The sequence below is a fragment of the Rhodocaloribacter sp. genome (genome assembly GCF_056451265.1).
Genome location: NZ_JBWOPL010000048.1, coordinates 67269 through 90481, shown reverse-complemented (window position 1 = coordinate 90481; position 23213 = coordinate 67269). Strand labels below are relative to the sequence as shown.

The 23213-nt window shown below is 64.3% G+C and carries 16 protein-coding genes and 1 tRNA gene; 2 read left to right on the top strand and 15 right to left on the bottom strand.

Annotated elements, in window-relative coordinates:
- Window positions 1-435 precede the first annotated feature (435 nt).
- The 4 genes from AC1HIY_RS08305 to AC1HIY_RS08290 all read right to left on the bottom strand — a co-directional run bounded on the left by AC1HIY_RS08305 (window position 436) and on the right by AC1HIY_RS08290 (window position 3636).
- Window positions 436-1257: a phosphatidate cytidylyltransferase gene (locus tag AC1HIY_RS08305; RefSeq protein WP_479576257.1), complete on the bottom strand. Its 822-nt coding sequence runs from the start codon at window positions 1255-1257 to the stop codon at window positions 436-438.
- A gap of 66 nt (window positions 1258-1323) precedes the next feature.
- Window positions 1324-1704, bottom strand: a complete 381-nt coding sequence (locus tag AC1HIY_RS08300; protein ID WP_479576256.1) for a putative signal transducing protein — start codon at window positions 1702-1704, stop codon at window positions 1324-1326.
- 18 nt (window positions 1705-1722) lie between these two features.
- A complete protein-coding gene (locus tag AC1HIY_RS08295) occupies window positions 1723-2742 on the bottom strand; it encodes a CPBP family glutamic-type intramembrane protease (RefSeq protein ID WP_479576255.1) in 1020 nt (339 codons plus the stop codon).
- Between the two features lie 102 nt (window positions 2743-2844).
- Window positions 2845-3636 (bottom strand): sigma factor, encoded by a 792-nt coding sequence (locus tag AC1HIY_RS08290; RefSeq protein ID WP_479576254.1) that lies wholly within the window; start codon window positions 3634-3636, stop codon window positions 2845-2847.
- Window positions 3637-3843: 207 nt separating this feature from the next.
- On the opposite strand from AC1HIY_RS08290, the gene AC1HIY_RS08285 reads away from it, so the two are divergent.
- Window positions 3844-3917 (top strand) — tRNA-Arg (locus AC1HIY_RS08285).
- A 502-nt stretch (window positions 3918-4419) separates the two neighbouring features.
- Here AC1HIY_RS08285 and AC1HIY_RS08280 read toward each other — a convergent pair.
- From AC1HIY_RS08280 to porU, 8 genes are all read right to left on the bottom strand, one after another.
- Complete coding sequence (locus AC1HIY_RS08280; protein WP_479576253.1) at window positions 4420-5763, bottom strand: dicarboxylate/amino acid:cation symporter; 1344 nt, start codon at window positions 5761-5763, stop codon at window positions 4420-4422.
- Between the two features lie 87 nt (window positions 5764-5850).
- Window positions 5851-6708, bottom strand: coding sequence for a DUF92 domain-containing protein (locus tag AC1HIY_RS08275; RefSeq protein ID WP_479576252.1), 858 nt, complete (start codon window positions 6706-6708; stop codon window positions 5851-5853).
- Window positions 6709-6713: 5 nt separating this feature from the next.
- Window positions 6714-7733 carry a DUF5683 domain-containing protein gene (locus AC1HIY_RS08270; protein WP_479576251.1) on the bottom strand — a complete coding sequence of 340 codons (1020 nt, stop codon included), beginning with the start codon at window positions 7731-7733 and terminating at the stop codon, window positions 6714-6716.
- 65 nt (window positions 7734-7798) lie between these two features.
- The gene (locus AC1HIY_RS08265) at window positions 7799-8461 is read right to left on the bottom strand and encodes a TlpA family protein disulfide reductase (protein WP_479576250.1); all 663 of its coding nucleotides are present in this window, start codon (window positions 8459-8461) and stop codon (window positions 7799-7801) included.
- 51 nt (window positions 8462-8512) lie between these two features.
- Window positions 8513-11968 carry a TolB family protein gene (locus AC1HIY_RS08260; RefSeq protein WP_479576249.1) on the bottom strand — a complete coding sequence of 1152 codons (3456 nt, stop codon included), beginning with the start codon at window positions 11966-11968 and terminating at the stop codon, window positions 8513-8515.
- 42 nt (window positions 11969-12010) lie between these two features.
- Entirely contained in the window at window positions 12011-15232 is a 3222-nt protein-coding gene (locus AC1HIY_RS08255) for a hypothetical protein (protein WP_479576248.1), read from the bottom strand.
- Between the two features lie 132 nt (window positions 15233-15364).
- On the bottom strand, window positions 15365-16537 hold the full coding sequence (porV, locus tag AC1HIY_RS08250; protein ID WP_479576247.1) for a type IX secretion system outer membrane channel protein PorV: 1173 nt from the start codon (window positions 16535-16537) through the stop codon (window positions 15365-15367).
- Between the two features lie 132 nt (window positions 16538-16669).
- On the bottom strand, window positions 16670-20686 hold the full coding sequence (porU, locus tag AC1HIY_RS08245; RefSeq protein ID WP_479576246.1) for a type IX secretion system sortase PorU: 4017 nt from the start codon (window positions 20684-20686) through the stop codon (window positions 16670-16672).
- A gap of 42 nt (window positions 20687-20728) precedes the next feature.
- On the opposite strand from porU, the gene AC1HIY_RS08240 reads away from it, so the two are divergent.
- On the top strand, window positions 20729-20851 hold the full coding sequence (locus AC1HIY_RS08240) for a hypothetical protein (protein WP_479576245.1): 123 nt from the start codon (window positions 20729-20731) through the stop codon (window positions 20849-20851).
- 142 nt (window positions 20852-20993) lie between these two features.
- Here the strand turns inward: AC1HIY_RS08240 and AC1HIY_RS08235 are convergent, their stop codons facing one another.
- The 3 genes from AC1HIY_RS08235 to AC1HIY_RS08225 all read right to left on the bottom strand — a co-directional run bounded on the left by AC1HIY_RS08235 (window position 20994) and on the right by AC1HIY_RS08225 (window position 23066).
- Window positions 20994-21305, bottom strand: coding sequence for a hypothetical protein (locus AC1HIY_RS08235; protein ID WP_479576244.1), 312 nt, complete (start codon window positions 21303-21305; stop codon window positions 20994-20996).
- 212 nt (window positions 21306-21517) lie between these two features.
- Window positions 21518-22372 carry an MBL fold metallo-hydrolase gene (locus tag AC1HIY_RS08230; RefSeq protein ID WP_479576243.1) on the bottom strand — a complete coding sequence of 285 codons (855 nt, stop codon included), beginning with the start codon at window positions 22370-22372 and terminating at the stop codon, window positions 21518-21520.
- Between the two features lie 67 nt (window positions 22373-22439).
- Entirely contained in the window at window positions 22440-23066 is a 627-nt protein-coding gene (locus AC1HIY_RS08225) for an LON peptidase substrate-binding domain-containing protein (RefSeq protein ID WP_479576242.1), read from the bottom strand.
- Between the last annotated feature and the right edge of the window lie 147 nt (window positions 23067-23213).

Genomic DNA, 23213 nt, shown 5'->3' with positions numbered 1-23213 from the left:
GCCCGTTGTCAACCAAGCTTCAGAAACACATAGACGATCAGGGCGAGCATCACGAGGAAATACACGATGCCCGCCGGACTCCGACGCCGGGTGCGCGACATGCTTTTGACGCGCATCCGATGCTTCAGCCTTTGCTCCTTCTCAGGGTTGTAGAACCGCGGCTCATAGGAAAACCGCCGGTGCCGCGTCCGGCGATTGCTTGGAATAAAGATACCCATGCTCTTCGTGGTCTGTGTGTGGCACGAGCACCCGAACGGCCCCCGCGGAGATCTCGTCCAACGCTCGAAGCTCAAAAAACCCGTGCACTTATGCGCGTTATACAGGCCCCCGATGCCGGCGTTCCGTCGCCACGAGTGGACTTCCACGGGGGTTAACCTATGAAAAAGAGGCGTTTCAGGGTAGAAAAGTTGCTCACCATTTATCCACGGCGCCCGGTCAGTCGAAGAGCCGGGCGACGTAGGCGAGGTAGAGATACACCAGCGGGGCGGCAAGGATGAGCGCGTCGAGGCGGTCGAGGAGGCCGCCGTGCCCCGGGAGGATCGCCCCGGAGTCCTTCACATCCACGGCGCGTTTCATCTTGCTCTCGGCCAGGTCGCCGAGTTGACTGACGACACCGCAGAGGAAAGCCACCACCACGAGGTGGAGCCACGGCAGGAAGGCGAGCACGGTCAGTTTGAGCGCCACGGCCACAGCCAACGCGCCCAGCGCGCCGCCGATGGAGCCCTCCCACGTCTTCTTCGGCGAGACCCCGGGCGCGAGCGGATGCCGCCCCACGGCCTTGCCGGTGTAATAGGCAAACGTGTCCGTCGCCCAGATGAGGACCACCGTGGCAAGCGTCAGGTAGAACGCCTCGAGGTCGCCGACGCCGGGCCCGCGCGCGAGGCGGAGTTTCACCAGAAAAGCCAGGAACAGGGTGGGATAGATCGCGCCGGAGACGGTGGCGGCGAAGGACGCGAGGGGCGATTGCAGCGCCGTCCGCATCGGGCTTACCGCCAGCCACAGGAGCGCCGCCGCCAGCGCCAGCGCGCCCGCTTCCGGCACGAACACCCAGCCGGCCGTCAGCGCCCCGATAGCCAGCCCGGCGCGTCTGTCCGGCGCAAGCCCGCCCGCTTCCATCAGCTGATACGCTTCCAGTTGCGCGACGAGGGCCGCCGCCAGCATGAGGCCGCCGAACCATCCCCCCCCGAGGTAGGCGGCAAGCACCACCACGGGAATGCCGATGACGGCCGTGAGCAGACGGAGCAGAGCGTTGGACACGGGGCGGGAGATTCCGTGAGCGAAAGAGTCGCGGGCGGGGCGTTGACGACGACGTGGACGGGCGGGTTATGCGTTCTCTTCCCCGGCTTCTTCGTCCGAAACACTGAGATTGATTTTTTCGATGCCGGAGTCGAGCATGGCCTCTTCCGCGGGCGTGTGGGCCGCGGGAGCATCCGGGTCGGCAGCGAGCGCGGCGGCTTCGAGTTCTTCGTCGGAGAAAGGCTCGCTCTCGAGGATGAGGCGCGCCGCTTCCACCTGATCTTTCGGCACCATCACGTGCACCTGCGCAAACCCGTCCACCAGCGTCAGGTTAAAGGCGTGGTCACGCTGCGTCAGAACGACGGCGGGAATGCCGGCATCGTCGAGCCGGTCGCGCACGAGATCGGCCTCATAGTCGGTGCCGCTTCGAAAGATCGAGACCCACCCTTCATAGGTTGACTCAGGCATGGCGTCGTACTGGTGTGTTCATGGAAGGTGATCCGGCGGGTGATCCGCCGTGGCACGCCGCTCCAGGGCAGCGTGGGCCGTCTGATGAATAGCATACACGAACATAAGGAAAAACACCAGCGCCGAGAGGAGAATAAACCAGGGCACCTCCATTTTTTCGAGGTCGGCGGCTTCGAGGTCGGGGCGTTTCGCCACGTATGCGCCGAGGAAGACGGCGAAGGCATTGTTGGCGAAGTGCACGGCGACCGACGTCCACAGGCTGCCGCTGCGCCAGGCGACGTAGGCGAGGTAGATGCCGAGCGCCATGAGCGGCAAGGCCTGCGTCAACCGGAGGTGATACAGCCCGAAGACGATGCCGGTGAGCGCTATGCCCCAGAACACGCCCAGTCCCCGTTCGGCCTGACGCTGAAAATAGCCGCGAAAAAGCAGCTCTTCGCAGAAAGCCGGCGTGACGGCAAGCATGAGAAGCGTGGGAAAGAGGCCGATTTGCCGGTCGAGCACCTTCTCGATGAGTTCGAGTTGCGCCTGCTCGAACTGCCGGATGGCGTCGGGCCACGGCAGCGCGTCGCTGACTTGCCCGAGCCACTGCACCACCGGCACGAGGGCCACGAGCCCGAGGAGTGCGAGGAGGAGGAGCGTCCAATCCGGCTTGCGCAACCGAAGAAAAGCCCACGGGCGTGAGGAATGCATCCGTGCGAAAAAGTATGCCGGAAGCGCGATTCCGAACACCTGCCCGACCGTATTCGCCACCATCAACACGCCCGGCTGCTCATCGACCATGTTCATCAGCGCAGTGATCATCTCGCCGGGCGGCGTCCCGTTCATCAGAAGAAGCGCCACCACCACCAGCGGCGCAATCACGACCTGGAACAGGATGAACACGAGCACGAGGCCGAGCAGAGCCGTCAGCAACGGCGGGTACTTGTTCCGCTCGAGCATGCCGTCGAGCGGGATGGGACGTCGGGGCTCCCAGGCATCGATCAGGGCGGGTTTCGTCTCGGCGGCCGGCTGAACGTCGAAGGGGTAGGTCTGCTCCATAAACGAAAGGGAGCGTGCGCCCCCTGCCTCGTGCAATCGATAAGTGATCCCGTGGGGGGATGCCAACCGTCGAGCGAAAGCCGGTGTTCCCCCACGGCGTGCTCAGGCGCCCGTCATCTCCCGCCGGAGCCGGTTGACGATGGTGCGCAGGCGTGTGTACACGTATTTGTGGTTCTCGTACCGCATCACCCGGGCGATTTGCTGGGCGCGCATGCCGTGTTCATAGCGAAGGAGCACCAGCAATTGATCCTCCTCGTCGAGCTTCGCAATCGCCGCGTTGAGCCGACTGATCTGCTCCCGCTCTCCCAGCCCGGCTTCCAGACTTCCGTACGAATCGGACGAAGGCTGAAACCCCACCTCACGCAGGTCTTCGATCGAAAGAAAGTTCCGGTTCATGTTGAGCGCCGTGAGCAGGTGCCACCGCTTGTTGACCGTCAGCAGGTCGTTGATCTTTTCGATGGCGCGCTGGACGTCGAGCCGGGTGCAGGGCATGCCATGCTTGCCGCTGATCAGCTCGGCGATGTCTCCGTAGGGTAGATTATCCTGATAATAATACTTGAAGACGAGTTTCTCTTGATCATCGAGCTTCGCGAGCACCGACTGCGGAGCGGACACCATGCGTTGCTTGCGAAAACGGTCCCGGCAGGCGTTTGCCACCACCACACTGAGCCACGGCGCGAGTTCACTGTTGATACGAAAACGTCGGAGCGCCTGAAAATTGTTCGCGCGGAGGCGCTCGGCGATCGATGTGTACACCTCCATCACGTCGTCCGGGTCCTTCATGAAACGGCGAATCATCCGCAGAAGGATCGGTGAATAGTGCTCCAGCAACTCGGCGTAAGCCCCTTCCGGATCCTGTTTGAATCGCTCGATGATGGCGGCATCTCGGCTCATATGCTCATTACCCTGGGGAAGAAAGGACGCCTGATCCGCATCAACCGTTTGCTTTTCCATAATGCATCACGCAGCGGCGACAGACGAAGAGAGCTCACATTCGGTGCGCCCTGGAACCACAATCACCGTCTTTGCATAAACTTTGCCGTGCGCCGGGTGTGCGCCTCTTGACCACCCTGTGCAGCCGTCGGTATATTGCGGTTTCATGCGCTTGTAGCTCAGTTGGATAGAGCGTTGGATTCCGGTTCCAAAGGTCGGGGGTTCGAATCCTCCCAAGCGCGCATCGCCCCGGAGTGTCTCACACGCTTCGGGGCGTTTTTTATCCCTTCTGCCGTGCGACGATTTCCCGCCAACCCCTGTGAGAGCCAACGTCTGACGAACCCTTTCACGAAGATGATGCCAATTCCATTGCAAGGGCTTCGAAACGGTCTTTCCGGCCTCAAAGGACCACTTTTTTCTTCCCGACGAACCCGCGAGAGGGCTCGGAATGAGTCAGCAGTTTTGAAATGAGACCCGGACGGATCTCACGCCGCTCCGGGTCTCTTCTGAAGAAAGGGGGATCAACCGGGTCTGACGAACCGGGAGAAGCGCGAGACCGCAGGGCTCCGGCATCGACGGGAGCCGCGAGAAGATGCCGGATGCGTGTGCGGGTGGGGGTCGCGCCTCGGCTCCTTTGATACGAATACCGCCACTGATAGTCAATAACGGGCGGCCCGCGTCGGGAACGGGACATCCAAATTTAATTTTCGCCGCACCGCGCGTTCACCGAACCGCTCCTCTCCCTCATCCGAGCGCCTTTTCCAGTTCGAGCGGCACTGCGTCCAGACCTTCGCCGGACGGCGGGACGTGCAGCTGCCCCTCGCTTGCGGCTACCACGGTCGACACGGCCAGGTCGCCGGTGACGTTGGTGACCGTTCGCATCATGTCGAGGATGCGATCGACGCCGAGGATGAGCGCGATGCCGGACGAGGGCACCCCGACGGATTCGAGGATGATGACAAGCATGATGATGCCGGCGCTCGGAACCGCCGCCGTGCCGATGGAGGCCAGCACGGCCGTCAGGATGATGGTGATCTGCGCCCCGAGGTCGAGACCCATCCCGAGGGTCTGCGCGATGAACACCGCCGCCACCGCCTGATACAGCGCCGTCCCATCCATGTTGATCGTCGCGCCGAGCGGGAGGGCAAACGAAGAGACCTCCTCCGAGACGCCGAGGTTTTTCTCCGCCACCTCCATCGTCACCGGCAGCGTCGCCCCGCTCGACGAGGTGGAGAACGCCACGAGCTGCGCCGGGCTGATGCTCGAATAGAAGCGCTTGAGCGAGAGCGGCGTGAAGAATTTGATGAGCGAGGAGTAGGTGATCCCCATGTGGAGGATGAGTCCGAGCACGACCGCGATGCAATAATATCCGAGCGCCGCCAGGAGCTCGCCGATCTGCGCCAGATTGTCCCCGGCGATGGAAGTGATCGTGTCCGCCATCAGCGCGAAGACCCCGATCGGCGCCATCAACATGATGATCTCCACCATCTTGATGACGAGTTCGTTCAGACTATCGAAAAACCGGACGAGCGGCCGGGCTTTCTCTGCGGGCACCATCAGGAGCGCGACGCCCGCGAAGATGGCGAAGAAGACCACCTGAAGCATGTTCCGGTTGTCGGAGGCGGAGTCGAACAGGTTCGACGGCACCATGTCCACGATCGGCTGGAGCGGCCCGCGTTCCTTCGCGGCTTCGGCCTGCCGGGCGCGGCTGGCGGCGTCGCTGCCATAGGTCTCCTCCAGCTTCTGCTTCATGTCCTCGGGCACATGCGCCCCCGGCTGCATGAGGTTGACCACCGCCAGCCCGATGATGAGCGCCACCACCGTCGTGCCAATGTAGATGGCAATGGTCTTTCCACCGATGCGCGAGAGTTTCTTCAGGTCGGAGAGCGAAGCCACACCCGTGATGAGCGACGCCAGTATGAGCGGCACCGCGATCAGCTTCAGCAGATTGATGAAGATGTCGCCGAAAGGCGCGATCCAGAAGTCCGTGAACCGGCCCCATCCGGACGCCGCCGCGACGATCCCGTAGATTAGTCCCAGCACCAGACCGAGGATGATCTGCCAGTGAAGCTTCTTATACCAGGGCATTGCGCAATTTCTTTTGGTGGAACAACGGGAACGGCCGCCTCCCCGTGAAGAGAGCCGGAGCCCCCGGGACGCAGCGCGGATCGCCCCTTAAGAACCTAATCCCGCCGCTCGAAAGCAAGCCATCGCGAGGAGCGCTCCCAAAAAGGCGCCCCAGAGATTGACCCCGTCGTTGTCGATCCACGGAAGTCCGTGGACGAGGGGGAACCCCTCTCCCCGCCGCTCGGTCACCGCGCCGGTGGCGGGATCGCGGTAGCGAGCCTGAACGGCGGCCCCCGCGAGGCTGTCGCCGAAGGAGGCGACCACGCCCGAGCCCGTAAGGAAGAGGATTGTAAAGCCCGGGCCGAACCGCCCGAAGAATGCCGGCGCAAAGGGCCACGCACTGATCGCGACCGAGGCCGCGCCGAGCGCCGCGCCGAGCGTCCCGAGCGCCGAGACCGCCCCCGACGTGCCCGGCGGCGCTTCCCGCCACGTGGTGACGAGCCTCGGACGCGACCGACCGAGCGTGCCGATCTCCGTGGCCCACGTATCGGCGGCAGCGGCGGCGAGCGCGCCGAGAAACCCCGCATACCACAGACTCCCGGGCGCGACGGCGTGCCCGAGCAGAAGCGCCCACGCCACACCGCCGTTGGCGAACACCTGTCGCGCGTCGCGCACGCTTCCCTTCTCGCTCAGAACCAGAGCCGCCGCCTTCCGCCCGCGCCCCAGCTTCGAGAGCAGACTCGACAAAAAGAAGAACGCAAACCCCGGCGCCGCCCACGCCCACCCGCCGATCCCGACGAGCGAGGCCGCAAACAACCCGCCTGCCACGGCGCCCGAAGCATCGAGAAAACGGAGCCGGAGAGCAAAATAGCCGAAGGCCGCGCCAACTCCGACGGCGAGCAACGGGCGCACCCACCCCTCGGGGAGGACATCCGGGAAGAAGAGCGTCTCGAGCGCCACGATCACGACGCTCAGAAGGAGTAGCGGATCGAGGCCGCCGGCTGCGGCGCGCCGTTCGGGTTATACGTGAGCCCGAAGCTCGTGTTGATCCGCTCGTTGTGGAGCTTCGAGGAGATGGCGGCGTCGATGCCCGCCACGAGGTGATTGACGATGAAAAGGAGCGACAATCGGGAAGCCCTCCGAAGCAGATCATTGGCGTGCGCCGTGTCCTCGGCATACGCGAAGAACGTCTCCGAGACGTTCGGCTTCTCCCCGTTGGGGCCCGTCATCTCCGGATCGATGGCGACCGTGAAATTGCCCTCCGCATCGACCCAGACGGGATAGTCCCGCCAGCCGGGTGCGAACTGAAAATACTTGCCGATGAGTTCGTAGTATTGCTGATCGCCGAAGTTGGGAAGCTGGTGCGAGAACGCAGCGCCCGTCTCCGGATGGAAGACGCGCCGCTCGACGCTTCGGATCTGTGAGAAGAACGCATCGACCACCTGCCGATCCGCCGAACTCCACGCGCCCGGATTTGTGAAGTCGATGCCCGAGGGGATGGAGATGTCGACCGTATTGATTCCGGCATTGAACTGCTGATTGAGGAAGACCTGATAGTCATTCAGCCAGGAGGCGTACCGAGCCGGGTCCCACTGCGCGTTTGCGAACGCCTGATAGGCGCGTTCCTCGTCGAGCCCCTGCCTCCGCCACACGGTGTACCCCGTGATCAGCGCCGCTTCGACGCTGATGCCGACGAGCGCTTTCACCCACTGCCGGTTGTACGCCTGCCCCGCGCCCGGAACCAGCGCCGAGAGGGCGAACGCGAGCGGCACACTCCGGCGTCCGGGCGCTCGCCGAACCAGCCCTTTCGGCTGTGTCGTTTGCCCCGCGTACAAAATCGCCATCCGGAGATCGGCCTGCGTATACGTCTGCGTGTGGTCCGGCTTGTCGCGTCCCTCCACGTCGTCGCCCGCACGGGCGGGGCCGGCCGCTGCCAGGGTGAGCACGGCGCACACGGCGCACAAATGGCGGAAAGAGGTAAAACGTGTCATAGATCTGCAGGGTTGGTCCACTCGCGGCCGGGGAAAACCGCCGGGCATGCACACACAAAAAGCCGCTACAAGTACGGCATGACGGCGCGCTTGAAAAAGTCATAATCGCGTGCGCCGAGGAGGTAGCGTCGCACGATGCCTTCCCGGTCGATGACATACGTCGTCGGGCGCACGTCGAAGCCGCTCCGGAAGACCTCCGGCATCGTCTCGGGCGCATCGACGTATCCGCTGACGGTCCGAAGCGGAAGGTTCTCGTGGAAGTCGAGGAGCACCTGTCGGGGCTCGTCGGAGATCGAGAGGATTACCAGCCCCTCATCGGAAAGATCTCCGGAGAGACGGTTGAGTTCGGGGATTTCGGCGAGGCACGGCGGGCACCACGTCGCCCAGACGTTGAGCAGAATGACCTTACCCTCGAACTCCTCGAACGCGTGCGGGGAGTCATCGGAGACGAGGCGAAAGGAGAAGTTTTCCGCCGGAACTTCGAGGGGCACGTCCTCGAAGGCCGAGCGATCCGCGAAGTTGACGACGCGCGCTTCCGGCTCCGAACGCATCGCGAGGATCAACAGGGCGCTCGCGCTGAGGATGAGCAGCACCGAGAGCGTGGATCCGAGCCACTCGACGGCGTTTTGCGGGCGCTTCCGCTCGTGCCCGCCGATAAGGGCATACAGAAATCCGATACCGACGACAATCATCACCACGGAGGTGACGTAGATCAGCGTGAGGTTCATTGTTTCGTCTTCGTCTTCGTGGGTGGGGAGCCTGCGGTTCCGGCTTCGCGCTCATAGTTGGTCAAACCCGAAAATGACGCCGAAGTGCCAGAGGACATCGCGGCCATAACGAACGGTGTCGCTGCCGTCGGGCGTCACGAAACCGTCGTCGAGCTTGAAATCGAACGCATCGAGGCCATAGGTGGCGCTGAGGAAGACGGCGGTCGGCAAGAGGTAGAAGGAGCCGATGCCGAGCCGGAGTTCCGCGCCCACGTCCTTGCGGGCCTGTCCGAGGCCGGGCCATGCGCCGTTCCACGCCATCGCGGCGTCGGCGTAGATCCGCGTATAGATCTTGTCGAAATACACGAAGCCGATTTGCTTTCGGAGACGCGGCAACAGCGGCAGCGTGTACGAGAGCTGCCCCCACACCGTCTCATTCCCGCCGAGCGCATAGAACGGATACCCGCGCGCGCCGATGAGGCCGCCCACATAGTCGTCGAAGAAATCGTCCACCGGACCGCCGAGGATCGAGCTGGCCCGGAGGCGAACTCCAAACCCGTGCGCTCCGCCCAGAGGGTTTCTCCGGAGCCGGGCGCCGTACCGCACGTCGAGCGTGACGCGGTGGTTGCGGAAACGCTCGTAGACCGGCTTCAGGAACCCGTTTTCCACGTCGAAGCGGTCGAGCAGGCGACTCGGCTCGTACTCATAGCTCGCCGTCACGCGCAGCCCCTCGGGAACCATGTCGGCGTCGCGATACGGGTGGAACGCCTCGTAATAAGCCGCCAGCCGGAACGCCCGCCCGACGAAATACCGCGCGGAGGAAGCGTCGATGCTCTGATTGAATTCTTTCGAGAAAAACCGCTCCGTCGTGACGCGGTACGGGCTGATCCGGAAGCTTGCTTCGAGGAGAAGCGAGCGACTGACCTTGCTCCGCGCCGCGAGGTTGAGTTCCCAGATGTTGTATGAGAGGTCGGCCAGGGTGGTATCGGGGAAGCACGCCGTACACGGGAATTCCTCGATGGCCAGGCCATTTTCGACGTTGCGCCGGATGTTGAACAGAGAGACGGAGAGTTGCGGGGACCACCGGTGCGGGAGGAGTCCGAACCCTTTCTTGTAGTCGAACTGAAGGAAGATGTCGCGTTCGAGCTTGAGAAGGTTCGACGGGGAGAAGTAGTCGCCGGCGGAGACGCCTTCCCGGGAGCCGGGTCCGACGAGGATGCCGCCGAAGAACGTGAGCCCGTCGAGCACTTCACGGGAGCTCATATAGACGCCGACCTTTGTGTTTCGCCAGAGCGTCTCGCCGCGCGTCCGATCCTTGAGGCGCACCTCGGCGCGGCTGCGCTGCCGGGAGACGTACTGATCGAGGCGGAGCGCCGGGAAGAAGCTGAAAGAGGTGAACGTGCTTTTGTACTTCGTCACCTGAAGCGCGTCCTCGGCCGGAGCTTCGCCGGCGTCGCCCCCGGCGCCGAGCGGCAGCGGGAGCCGCCCTTCGGTCCGCACGGCCGTGACGGCGTCGACGGCGAGCGGACGCACGTCGGTGTCGTCGAAGGCGTTGAGCTCGGCTCCGGCGTCGGCCAGCACGGGCGGGCGCGGCTTCTCGAGGACCTCGGGCGAGACGTACGTCACACGAGCCGCCTCGGGCACGGGCCTCGGCGCTTCGATCATCGCGATCTTGTAGCCATCCCACTGATACTGCGCGAACGCGAGCCGTCCGTCGGCGGCGACCTCCGGCATGAACGCCCCGCCCAGGACGTTCGTGAGGCGCTCGACCCGGCGCTCGTCCGGCGGCGCGCTCGTCTGCGTCCCCTCCTCCGCCGAAGCGGTCACCGGCATCCGGTACAGGTTGTAGATCCCCGAGGCGTCCGAGGCAAAATACAGATACCGTCCCTCGCGATCGAAGGCGGGCGAGCGCTCGTCGGCCGACGTGGCGCGGACGGCTTCGAGGTCGCGCCCGTCCGGACGCATGCGGTAGAGGTCGCGCCCCTCGCCGGTCATCCGCCCGAAATAGATCCACGCGCCGGAGGGATGCCAGCGCGGCTCGGTGGTCTGCGCACCGTCGGCATGATGCGTGAGCTGCGTCACCGCCTTCGTGGCAAGGTCGAGCACGTAGAGGTTCGTCGAGCCGTCGGCCTGACCGATGAAGGCGACCTTCTTGCCGTCGGGCGAAACGTCCGGCGCGGCGGCGCGGAGACCGTGTGTGAGGCGGGTTTCCTCCTTCGTTTCGAGGTCGAGTTCGTAGAGGTCGGAGACGAGGTGACCTTCCTTCGTATCGCGGATGCGGGCATAGAGGAGCGCCTTCCCGTCGGGCCGCCACGCGAACGCCCCGCTCGTGCCCGAGGTGACGCGGTGCCCGAAGGAGCACGTGTACGCCTCCCCCGCTCCCGTCGTCAGCCCGTCCACATCGTAGGCCGTCGTCACGCCGCTCCCGAGGTCGCGGACGTAGAGGCTCATCCGGTTGAAATCCTCTCCCCGATTCGAGAGATAGGCGAGGCGCGTCCCGTCCGGAGAGAAGCGCGGGTAGAAATTGCTGAAGCCGTCCGGTTCGATGAGCGCGCCCTCGACGAGCGCCGCGCGGATCGGAGCCGTGTTCCGTTCATAGGCCACCCGGAGCGCCGTCATCCAGTCCGCATACAGCTTTTGCCCGGACACGCCGAGCGCATCCTTCGCGGCGCGCTCGAAGTTCCAGTTCTTCCACTTCCCGAGGCTTGCGCTGATCTCCCGAAGCGCCTCCTCGCCGTACGTCCGGGCGATGTACCGGGTGAAAGCATAGCCGTGGTTGTACACGCCCTCACGGAGGAGGCTCGTGTGCGAATAGAAGCTGCCCATGTCCGTGAGCGACATCTCCTTGCCCGCCAGCACCCGCGTGCGGAGGAGCATGTCCCGGTGGGTGTCCCAGCGGTCGTAATCGAGGTATTCGCGCTGGTACTGCGCCGTGCCCTCGGCCAGCCACGCCGGGTTGTTGAGCACCGGCACGGGATACGTGACGATGACGTTCGGATACCCGTAAAGCACGTCGGGACGGCGCACGTCCTCGTAGTCGAGCAGCTGAAAATAGAGGAACGGCATCCGCCGGTTGGCCTTCATCGTCTTCTGCACCTGCACCATGTGGGTGAACTCGTGCGTGATGACGTTCCGGAGCCAGTTGTGATCGCCGCGCAGGGGAGAATCGAGCGCGGGAGCCCATATCTCGATCATGTTGTCGAAGAAGTACGCCGCGCCGTTCGAATAGTCCTCATAGTCCTTGAGGATGAAGGAGACCTTCGTGTCGGGTTCGTGCCGGTAAAGCGACGTGATCGGGCCATAGATGTCTTCGGCGATGCGGGCCACCACCTGCGCCGTCCGACTGCTCCCCCGCCCCTGCTCGTCGGCGTGAAAATGCACCTTGAAATGCTCCGTCTCGATGGTGTACCAGTCGAGATCGCGGCGGACGTAGTCGAAGAACGCGGGGCGGACCTGCGCCTGCGCCGCGAGCGCAACGAGTCCCCACGCGAGGAGGATCCACCAGACTTTTCGTGCGCGCACATGCATAGGAAAGAGGGTCGAGGGTTCCGGTCGTCGAACCGGAGACGTTTACCGGATGATTGCCATTTTGACCATACGGGACTGGGTCTCGCCGTCGTCGGCGACGGCGGTGATGCGCGCGAAATAGAGGCCGCTCGGGGCATCGGTCGTCCAGGCATACTCCGAGGGGACGCCCGCCGGCACGCCGTCCAGAGAGATCTCGTCGATGAGCGCGCCCGCCGCGTCGATGATGGTGATCCGGATGCGGCACGGCTTCGCAGGTTTGAACCGGAGGTGGGTGAGGCCGTCGCGGATCGGGTTGGGCCAGTTGTACGTCTCGCGCGCGTCGAGCAGCGCCGTGTCCGCGGCCCCCGGTCCCGGCTCTGTAACCAGTTCGACGTAGCTGTGGTTTTGTGCGTTCGTGTAACGTTGTCCCCACCACACGGCCCCGAGCTGGTCGAGCGCCCACGACCGAAGCGCGCCCTCGCGGGAGACCACGAAGAGTTTTTTGTCATGCAATAACGGCGTTCCCTCGACGCTCAGCCCGACGGCCAGCGGGAAGCCCGCCACCGGGTCGCCTCCCCGCCCGAGGTCATACGCATACACGTAGCCGTCCGTCGCGGCGACCACGACCGAGGCCGCGCCGCTATCGCTCAACTCAGCCACGAGCGGCTGAGCCGCCGACGGCGCGGACAGCCGGATCGGGAACCCCTCGACGACGGCGCCGGACTGCGTGAAGGCGATAAGCGTGCGCCCGACGCTGGTCAACACATCGAGCCGCTCATCTCCGTCGAGATCGGCGAGGATCGGATACGTCGACGGCGTCCCCGGCTCGCCTGCCTGCGCGGCCGCATCCACGCGCACCAGACCCGTGCGGAGAACGAGCCGTTCTTCGTCGTTGGCCTCGTGGAGAAGGAGCAGCTCATCCCCGACCGGTACGACACCGACGCGCCCGCCCGCATCGCGCCCGAAGGCCGGTGCGCCCGGTTCCGGTCCTGCGGTGTCAAAGCTCCATCTTTGCTCCCCGTTGCCGTCGACAACGCCGCGCGTTCCCGTCACGAGCACGCCGGCCGCACCGTCGGCGGCAAGCCCCACGCCGCGCCCGATCCCTTCGACCGTCCGAAGCGAGAGCGGACCGACCGGCGGCAGGCGCACGAGCGTCCCGCCATCCGGCGCGGGGAGCAGCACATACACCACGCCTCCCTCCGTCACCACGGGTTCGGGGATCCTGCCGGGAGCCTCCGGCTCCGGAAGCGTGAAGGTCGAAGTCTCGAGCGCGCCCGAAGGCCCCCATCGCCGGACCACCCACGCGAGCGCGCCTCCTTCGTCCAAGCCGACGAACCCGTACGCATTGCCCCCGAGCACGACCGGTCCCGACCGGACCTCTACCGGTGGATCCACGACGGCGAGGCTGTCCCCGGCGATGAGCAGGGCGATCAGCTTACCACCCGCATCCGGAGTATAGGCGAGCGCCTGCCGCATCCCTTCCCGTCCCGCGACCCCTTCGAGGTCGAAGCCGGTAAGCGAGGCCCCTTCCGGAAAGGTCACTTCGGGCGCCTCTTCGACGAGGGAGACGCCGGAAAGAAGCGGGCTGATGCCTGCCTCCCCGGCCCGCCGGTACGTGAAGCTCATCTCGAGGCCGGGCGCGGAGAAGTCCTCGATCGTGATGAAACTCGGCCCGCCCTCGTTCGAGCGGCTGTCCGGGTAGGTGTCCGGACCGAAGCGGTTTTCGTAGAGCCGGACCTCACGGCCCGTCTGCGTCACGACGACCACGGGGTTGTCGCGAAAGAAGAAGTCGAAAGGGGTGCCGAGGTCGAAGGCGGGGCCGAAAGAGCCGGGATTCGGGAAGCCGATGTCCTGCGCGCCGTCGGCTTCTTCCACGTCCACGGCCCGGCGTCCGGGGTCGGCATTGACGCGGTTTGCGGGCATCCCCTCGGCCAGTCGCCGCTCGTCGACGTGCCAGATGAGCGCGCCGCCGTTGAGCTCGTTCCCGTTCTCATCGACGCCGCCGGGCACGGCGAAGTCATAGTCGTCCACGCCCACGACCACGCCGCCTTCGAAGCCGCTCGTATCGAGGCGGTTGAAGTTTTCGTCGCCGTTCGCCGCGCGCACCTCGCGGACGGCGCCGTCGCGCCACACACGCATGACGAGGCCGTCGCCTTCGGGATCGCGGTGGCGGTTCTCGACGAGGAAATATTCGCCGCCCGAGATCCACGCGCGCGCCACGTCAGCGCCGGAGGGATCGGACGTATGCCGAAGCGCGACCGTCTCCGGCCCGTCGCCGCGAAGCTCCTCGGCGCTCGTCCATCCGAGGAAGAGTTTCGTCCAGGCGCTCGGTTCCGGGGGAAACAGTCCGTTGAAGGCGAAGATGCCGAGCGGGTCCATGAGCCCGAAGGGACCAATGGCGCTCTCTCCGGTCGTCGTATTGAACAGATCGGGCACGCCGAGGGCGTTGAAAAAGCTCGAGGCGAGCAGACCGTTGATGGTGAACTCGGCGAGAAACGGCGCGTCCCGGATGAAATCGAAGCCGGAGCGTGTCTCGGTGCGCGGGAGCAGGAGCGTGCGCGTGACCGGCATGCCGTTGAAGGTGATCGTAACCGGTCCGAGAAGCCGCCGGAGGGCGGCCTCGTCGAAGAAGAGCGAAGGCAGATCCTGCGGCGTCTTGTCGAGCGTGGTGCCGATGAGCTCGACGTCGCGTCCGACGCCGGCGTGGAAGAGGACGAAAACGGTCGTTTCCGGATCGAAGGCCGAGAGGTCGAAGGTGCTGACGGCGTCGGCGCGGGTCCACGCCTCCTCGACGAGCCCCGCGAGTTTGGCGAGCGCTTCGTCGGAGTCCGAATCCGGGCCGGTGGGGCTGTATGCGCCCATCTCCCGGGAGACCTGAACGATCTCGGGCACGAGGTGGGTGGTCACGGTCGTCCGCCCGTCCGAGACGCGGGCGACGTAATCTTCGAGGAAGGCGAGGTGCGCCTCGAAGTATGCGGCGTCATGCGGATACGGATCCATCGCCGGGACGAGGCCTTCGGGGTAAAGCGTGTCGTCGAAGGTCCCGTCGCCGGTGGTGAAGCGGGTGGTGTCCGGTTGAAAAGCGACCCGGAGCGCCACCACGTCATAGTGCGGGGCGGCGGGACGCCGGACGGGCGCGCGCCCCCTCGTGCGGACGGCCTGCCGGAGCGCGAGCGCCTCCGCGGCAAAGCGGGGGGTCTCCTGCCCACGCACGGCTCCCGGCATGGACAGGAAAAGCAACAACAGGCCGCACCAGGCATGCCCCCATTGGAAGAGCGTTCGCATCCCTTCCCTTGCAGAACCCGTCATATGCGGCCCGTTCCCTTTGGCTTGACGCTCCGGAGCGAAGTTCCTCTTTCCGCCCGGACTCCTCCCGATCCCGGCAGGAGTCCGGCCCGTCGAGGACCTCCCCGAACCTTAATTCCGTCCGAAGTTGAGCAGAAGCGAGAACCGCATCGTATTCGCGAGCGGTGAGTTCTCTTCGAGCGCGTAAATGTACGAGAAATCCACTCCGATGATGTTGTACCGCAGGCCGGCGCCCAGCGTGAGGAATTTCCGGTTGCCGTTGAGCGGGTTCTCGTAAAAATAGCCGGTCCGAAGCGCGAAAAGGTTGTTGTACCAGTATTCGAGGCCGGTGCCGATGGTGAGCTGGTCGATGACGCTCAGTTTCTCGAGCTTGCTCGGGTCCTCGAGACAGTCGTTGATCGAGCTCGAACACACGTCGATAGATTGCCAGGACGAGAAGATCGCCTTATAGAACGGATCCACGTCGTTGCCGAGCGAATCGACGCGCACACGGATGAGGTCTTTGTTGAAATCGTTGACGATGGTGAGTTTGTTAAACTCATCGAACTCGAACGTGAAGGCATACCCGAAGCGGAGGTTGGTGGGAATGGGGTCGGCCTGCGCGTTGTCCGAGTATTGAATCGTCGGTCCCATGTTGGCGAGGTTGAAGCCCGCCGAGAAGGTCGTCTGCATCCCGCCGAGGGAGAACTTCGAGGTGCGATAGAGCGCCGACAGATCGAAAGCAGCCGTCACGCCGGCCTTGGTGCGCTGTGCCCCGACGGTCTGCCCCGGCGCGAGGCTCGAATAGATGAACCGGAGGCTCGTGCCGAGTCCCAGGTGTTCGGAGACCTTAAAACCGTAAGACCCGCCGAGGGCGAGGTCAAACGAGCGAAACGTCCCCGTTGGATTGTTCTGGGCGTCGCGACCTTCGTGCTCGCCGAGGAAAAGGTACGTCAGGTGCGCCCCGAACGTGCCCCAGCCCGGCACGTGATGTTTGGCCACGAAGTACTCGTAGAAGAGGCCGGCATTGAACTCGGGAAGCCAGTTCGAGTGCGTCAGCCCCAGTTCGGTGCCTTTCTGAAACGCCAGCCCGGCCGGGTTCCAGAACATCGCCGAGGCATTGTCGGCGAGCGCGACCCCGGCATTGCCCATGCCGGAAGCGCGGCTGTCCGGTTCGATCTTGAGGAAGACGACGGCGGCCCCGCCCACCTGTGCGGCTGCGGTCTGATAGAAGCCGGCCGCTAAGACCAGCATGAACAGAAAGCCCGTCAGTCGTTTGACCGGGCCAGGAAAAAATGCACGCATGTGGCTTGTTTCGGTAGGTTGAGGGGAGTCGTACGCGGTGGCGTTTTGGCTCGTTTGCATAGACATTTTATAATGCTTGAATCGGTTAAAGGTTGCCTTTCCTAAAAACATGATCTTCACCTCATCGGACTATTATCGAATGACGGCCAGTTTCTCGATCCGTTCGACCACGTCGCGCTCGCCCTCTTCTCGGGCGACTTCGACGCGGACCTTATAGAGGTAGATGCCCGTGGCGACGCGGTCGCCGTCTTGGTCGCGCCCGTCCCAGGGGATCTGCACGGGGCCGCCCGAGAGGACGCCGCCGAAGAGCGCCTCGTCGCCTTCGAGTGTTCGGATGGGACGCCCGTTGAGCGTGTAGATGCGCACCTGTATGCGCGCCTCCGTGCCCGGCGGCTGATTGTGCTCGAAGACGAAGCGTGTGAACCGGCTCATGGGGTTGGGGTAATTGAAAACGTTCCTCAGTTCGAGCGTCTCGTCCTCGGCCACGTAAAACGCCAGCTCGGCCTCACCCGAGTTGTTCAGCACGTCCCAGGCGCGCACCGAAAGCGTGTGGAAGCCCGGTTCCAGGCGGGGCAACGCCCGACGCACTTCGCCCCGCTGAAAGGAGTTCTCGGCGCTTCGGAAACCGTCGCTGATGTCAATCGCATCGCCCTCGTTTCCGTCGATGATCAGGAGCATCTCGTGGCCCACCCCCGCGCCGACGGTGTTGAGGCCGCTCTCGTCGAAAAACTTGACGATGAGTTCCGGCTCGGGCGTGGTCATGCTTCCGGAGACGAACGTGGTGTCGTTCAGGAAAAGCGCGATCTCCGGTCCGACGGCGTCTATCGGAGGGGTCGGCGAGGTGCCGCCCACGATGAAATTTTCCGTGAAGCCCATGGCCTGCGCCGCATCCGAGAAAGCATAGACCGAGACCCGCCCGGATTCATTGCTGTACGAGATGTCTTTCGGCACGACGAACGTGGCGGTAAAGCGCCCGTCGTTGGCCTGCACGTCGCCGCGCCAGATGAGGTCCTCGCGCACGGTGTAATATGGCGTCGGCATGTAGACCTGCTCGATGAGCGAGACCCGCCGGACGGCGTCGAAGACCGTCACGTCCACCTGACCGTCAAAGCCCTCGTCCACGCGGCCGTCGGGCGTTCGGATCGTGCCGGCAAGGGTGATCTGGTCGAGGGCGCGCATCTGAGCGCTCTCTGCCGCCACCTCGACGCCGTTGATCGTCTCCACCGACGCCGTGCGTTCGGGCATCCCGAGCCGCATCGAGGGATCGCCGAGGAGATTGAACTTCCGGCTGTTGCCTTGCAGGCCTACGCTGGTGTTCTTCGTGAGCCGCATCACGTCGCCGAGCCGGCGCGGGCGCCCGTTCTCGTCGGGTGTGAGGAGATGCTGATTCAGCGCGCGGTTGAGCCCGGCGTTGAGCGAAGTGGTGTCGCCCGAGGTATAGACCAGGCGCACGGTGGTCAGAAGCGCCACCACGCCGCCGTTGGGATTGAGCAGGAGCACCTCCGCCCCGCTCTGTTCATCCTCGATGTCCCACCATCCGAACGAGCACGTCGCCGTCACGAAGATGCCCTGCCGGTCCTTGTTCGTGAGCGCCGCCGCATCTTCCTTCGTGAACAACTCTTCCTGCGCCAGTCCTTCCGGACCTCCATGACCGCTGTAATTGAAAAGCAACGTCCCTTCATTCAGCGCCGCGATGATTTCACGCCTGGCTTCAGGAATGCGGAAACCATTCAGAAACACGCGTTCGAATGACTCCGCATATATCTTCTTCACGTTCAACGAGGGACTCAGCGACGTGCGGATCAGTTCGGCCACCTGATCGACGTTCTGCATATGCAGGTCGTAGTCGTTCTGCGTACCGGCGAGTCCCGTGGGACCGTCATCGGCGACGAAGGTGTAGAGGCTGCGCCACGGTCCGAAGGTGGAAGGGTCCTCGTACTTCTTGATCTTGTCCACCAGGAGTTGCGCCTCTTCGACGGTCTGCACAGGGAACCGCCCGATGCCAATGTCTACCCGCTCGGTGCTTATGGCGCGAAAGTTTCTGTAGAACCACTCCCCTTCATCGTCGTCGAGCAGGCCGAAATAGTCGTCACTCGTGAAAGATTTGTCGGGGACAAACGATTCCTCGGTCTCGTACGGAAAAATCAGGTTGCTGAGTTCGTTTTCTTCGGCTGCGAGGCCCCGGAAGTCATAATGCCCGTCGCCGAAGAAGAGGACGTATCGGAGCATCGTGTCCTCGCTCGTGGCCCGGTCATAATAGAACTTGAAGAAATCGCGCGTGGCCCGCATATCGGGCAGGCCGCCGGAGAACTCGTTATAGATCTCGTCGATGACGGCCACGAGCACGTTCAGCCCGTCCTGACGCCGGTACTCGGCCAGTTCGTTGGCCTGTTCGAGGAAGACGTTGGGGGTGACGATGATGAAATCGGGGAAGCTCTTGTCGCCGTGGAGGTTTTGATTCGGCGTGACGGCGACGGTCTCAGCATCGAGGGCCAGGGCCGAAGCTTCGGCGAAAGCGATGAATTCGCGAGGGCGGCCCGGGTCGTCGGCCAGGACGCGGATGCGATACGCATTGCCGTCGGGTTGGACCCCGAGGCGCCGGATCGCTCCGGGTTCGGTCACGTCCCACACCTGCGGCTCCGCGCCGAAGCCCTGCAGGACGAACTCGAACCATCCGGTCTCGCCGCCGGGTGTGGCCATCCGCACGAGGCCGCCTTCGGCCCGGAGCGCTTTCGGATAAAAGATGCGCACCCAGTCCACCGCCGCCTGCGGCTCGTTGGCCTGATCGAGCAGTCGCATCGTCAGGCTGAGGCTCGCCCCCGCGCTCACGCCATGCGTGAAGGTCCCTTCGACGGGCGCCGCAGTCGGATCTTCGGCGCCGCGCCCCACCGGGCGGGTCGCGCGCAGTCGGCCGATCTCCGCGCCGTTCGCCGTAAAAGAGAGCGTGGCCACGGGATTGGACCCGATCGCCGCTCGTATCCGGTACGTCACTTCACCGGCTTCCAGACCGGGGAGCGAGAGGTCGGTGAAGATGTCGCGGGAGCCGCCGGAGCGGATCTGATTGCTCACCCACGTGTGTCCCGAGCCATGCTCCTTGCTCCACACGATCTCGTCGATGTCAACGACGTGCCGCCCCGTCACCTGTGTGAGCACCGTCGCACCCGAGATTTCCGGGAAGCCTTCCTGCCCCACGCGAAGCCCCGGCGAGGTCCCCACCTTGAGAAAGTAGTAGTTGGCATTCGAGAAGGGGTGGGTGTAATGCGTCCACGTCTCGCTTTCGAGGTCGTACCGCCATCCCTGCGGGGCGGCGCCGTAGAAAAGGAGCACGTCCCCTTCGTCGAAGGAGCCGTCGCCGCCGCCGCGCACGAAGACGGGGTTTTCGGCGAGGTCGGGGATGCGGTCGTCGGCGTTCCGGGCCGGCAGCGGCGCGCCGCCGTTGCCGAAGACCTGCAGGTTGTTCGGCTCGATGTCGTCCGGCGAGAGCCCCACCGCCGCGCCGACGGCAGACAGGAAGGCCCGGTCGATGCGATAGATGCCTTCTTCCGTGACGGGGATCTTGAAGAGGATGCCGTCGGCGAGGACGCTTCGTTCGACGGCGAGGTGCGGGTTTCGGAACGTTTTGGCCGCCCGGGCCGCCTCGCCGCTTCCGAACGTCACGCCGATGCGGAGCCGCCGGTACCGCCGGAGCGCGCCTCGCCCGGCGTCATACCCGTAGAGCCGCGCCTGCACCGTGATGACCGGGCGCTTCCGAAGCATGCCCAGCCCCACCCCCGCCACGGGCTCGGTGAGCAGCTCCTCCATGAGCGCCCCACGCGGACCGCTCAGCGGCATATCCACCTCGTCGAAGTCCGAGGCAAGCACCGTGACGACCGGCTCCGAGAGCGAAGGCAGGAAGACGTTCTCCGAGAGCGTCCACAGACCCTGCGAAAGACTCAGGAGATAAGCTTCGTCGATGGCCGAGACCCGCGCCGAGTCGAGCGCCGCGCGGAGCGGCAGGGACCAGTCCACCGACACTTCGAGCACCACGCCGCGCGCCGTCGTCTCCACGGTGCGCATGGTCGCGCGCTGAGCCGACGCATCGAGGCTCGGACGCAGCGCAAAGGCGGCGAAACACACGAGGAAGATCAGAAAATGGGACTGACTGCGCATGGGAACGGACCGTTTCGGGTACGACAAAGGTCTTCGCGACAGGTGCGCGCGGGCTTCCAGGAAGCGCCGGAGACCTCCGGCATCGTCACGAACGAGCGCCTGAGCACGAGGCTCGACCCACAGGCCGCCACCCGGCGGCTCCGGGGTTGTTCGTTCGAATGGTAACCGTTCCTTCGATAGGCTGTTGAGAAGTGTCAGAGGGGGCGTGCCGGGGTAAAGATACCTTACACTATGGTGCCGTTCAAGGGTAGTATCGGATGCGCCGACGAATCCTAAAGATCTTTACCGGATCCGCGGCCGACTCCGGCTATTGCTTTTCTCCTTTCTGATGACGCGAGATCATTTCCCGAAGCACGATGAGCTTGTGCATCGAATCGGCCATCTGCTGGCTGGCAAGCTCGATGTCTTTCAACGGCTGAATGATGTCGTCCCCGAGTTCCATCAACTGCGCCAGCGTGATCAGAAGCTCCGCGTTCCCACAGATGATCGAGAGCGGATTGCTCAGCTCGTGATGCACCTTCGAGATGTTCGTACGGATGGCGGCCAGAAGCTCGGTGATCTCACCGTCGGGTATCGACTCTTTCGAGTTCGTAGCTTCTACTTCGGTGGACCGTGTCATGAATCTTCTTCAAACTATTACTGGGAATCGACGCGGCGGCGGTCGCTTTTTCGGCCGTCGGAATCAGACCTCTGAAAACACCAAACCCCGGCTTGGTTCCCTCCTTTCCGAAAAAGGGCGCGGCCGGGAGATCCTCTGAAACGTTCTCCGGACAGGGGACGGCTCACCTCCGGAGGGTTCAGCTCGGAGCCCCCCGGACCCGCTCCCGATCCTCAGAGCTCCGACAGCGGTCGCCCTTCGGTCGCCGCCACGCCTCGCGCTGTTCGCCGCAGCCCCGCAACCGCCGTCTCGGGGTCGTGCTCGAAGAAAAGGAGCCACCCTCCTTCCACTGCCGCTTCGAGGAAGGCCTCCTTCTCGGACAGGGTCACGAGTGGTCGCACGTCGTACGCCATGATCCACGGGAGCCCGAGGTGGGCCGTCGTGGGCAGGAGGTCGGCCGCAAAGACGAGCGTCTGCTCGGCGTCGGACACCTTGACGAGTTGTTGCGCCTCGGTGTGGCCGTTGACCGTGAGCACCTCGACGCCGGGGAAAAGCTCAGCGTCGCCGTCGAGGAGGTGCAGTTGTCCGGAGGCGGCGAGCGGTTCGAGGTTTTCCTTCAGAAAGGAAGCGCGCTCGCGCGCGTTCGGATGCATGGCCCATTCCCAGTGCTTCCGCTGCACATGGTGCCGGGCGTTCTCGAACGTCACCTTCAGCCGGTCGCCTTCCCGACGGGTGCTGCCTCCGGCATGGTCGAAGTGCAGGTGGGTGAGGATCACGTCGGTCACGTCCGAGGCGTCGAAACCGGCGGCTTGCAGGGAGCGGTGCAGCTCCATCTCCGAGTAGTCGACCGCATAGATGTCCGCGAACTTGTCGTCGTACTTGTCTCCGAGGCCGTCGTCGATGAGGATCACGCGTCCGTCGCCTTCGAGCAGAAGGCAGCGCATGTTCAGCGGGATGCGGTTCCGGGCGTCGGGTGCGATGCGTCGTTCCCACAGCGGCTTCGGAATGATGCCGAACATCGCGCCGCCGTCGAGACCGAAGCGCCCGGTTTCAATGGTATGGAGGGTATAGGGTCCGATGCGGGGCATGGTCGTCCGTTTGAGCGAAAGGGTGCGGGCGGAAGGTAACGGGCGCCGACGCAAAGATCAACGGGACTCACCCTTCTGCGGCGGGGGGCGGGAAATCCCGGATGTGCCCGTTCGAGCGCACCTTCCGCCGGAACGACTCCACCTTCTCGACGCGGGGCAGAAAGGCCGAGAGGTGACGCACGAGAAAGGCGATGCGTTCGTTCTCCGTATTGAGCTTGAGCACCTCCAACTTCTGTTCGAGGCTGAGCCCGGCGTTGTGGGCGATCAGGAACGAGACGCGACGAACGCTTTGATACTGCGTCGGACGGACTACGCGGCCCGCCAGTTCGAGCAGCTTGAGGTGCTGCGTGATGAGCCGCTCGCGGAGGTTTTTCGCCACGCGCACGTCCGAATCGTCGAACGTCTCGACGTCGGCGGTGAGGTAAGGGCGGTCCCGGTGAATCTCGGCAATGCGAAACCGGCGCCCCCCCTCGACTTCGATGTCCATGCGCCCGTCTTCATACCGTTTGAGCACGCGGGTGATGCGCGCCTCACAGCCTACGTCGGCCATTTCCCCTTCTCGGAACAGCACGATGCCGAACGTCAGCCCGGACTCGAGGCAGACGTTGATCATCTCCTTGTATCGGGCCTCGAAGATGTGCAGCGGAAGCTTTTCCTCGGGGAAGAATACCACTTCGAGTGGAAACAGCGGCATGGAAGGGATGCGAGGCATAGGGTGTCGGCGTCCGATGCGGTCTTCGATCCTGAGAACATTCCCTGCGGGTGAGAGGCGTCATCTTTCCAATGAACACGGGCGGGGCGGGTTTCCCGGAAACGCATGAGAGATTCGCGAAGAAAGCCG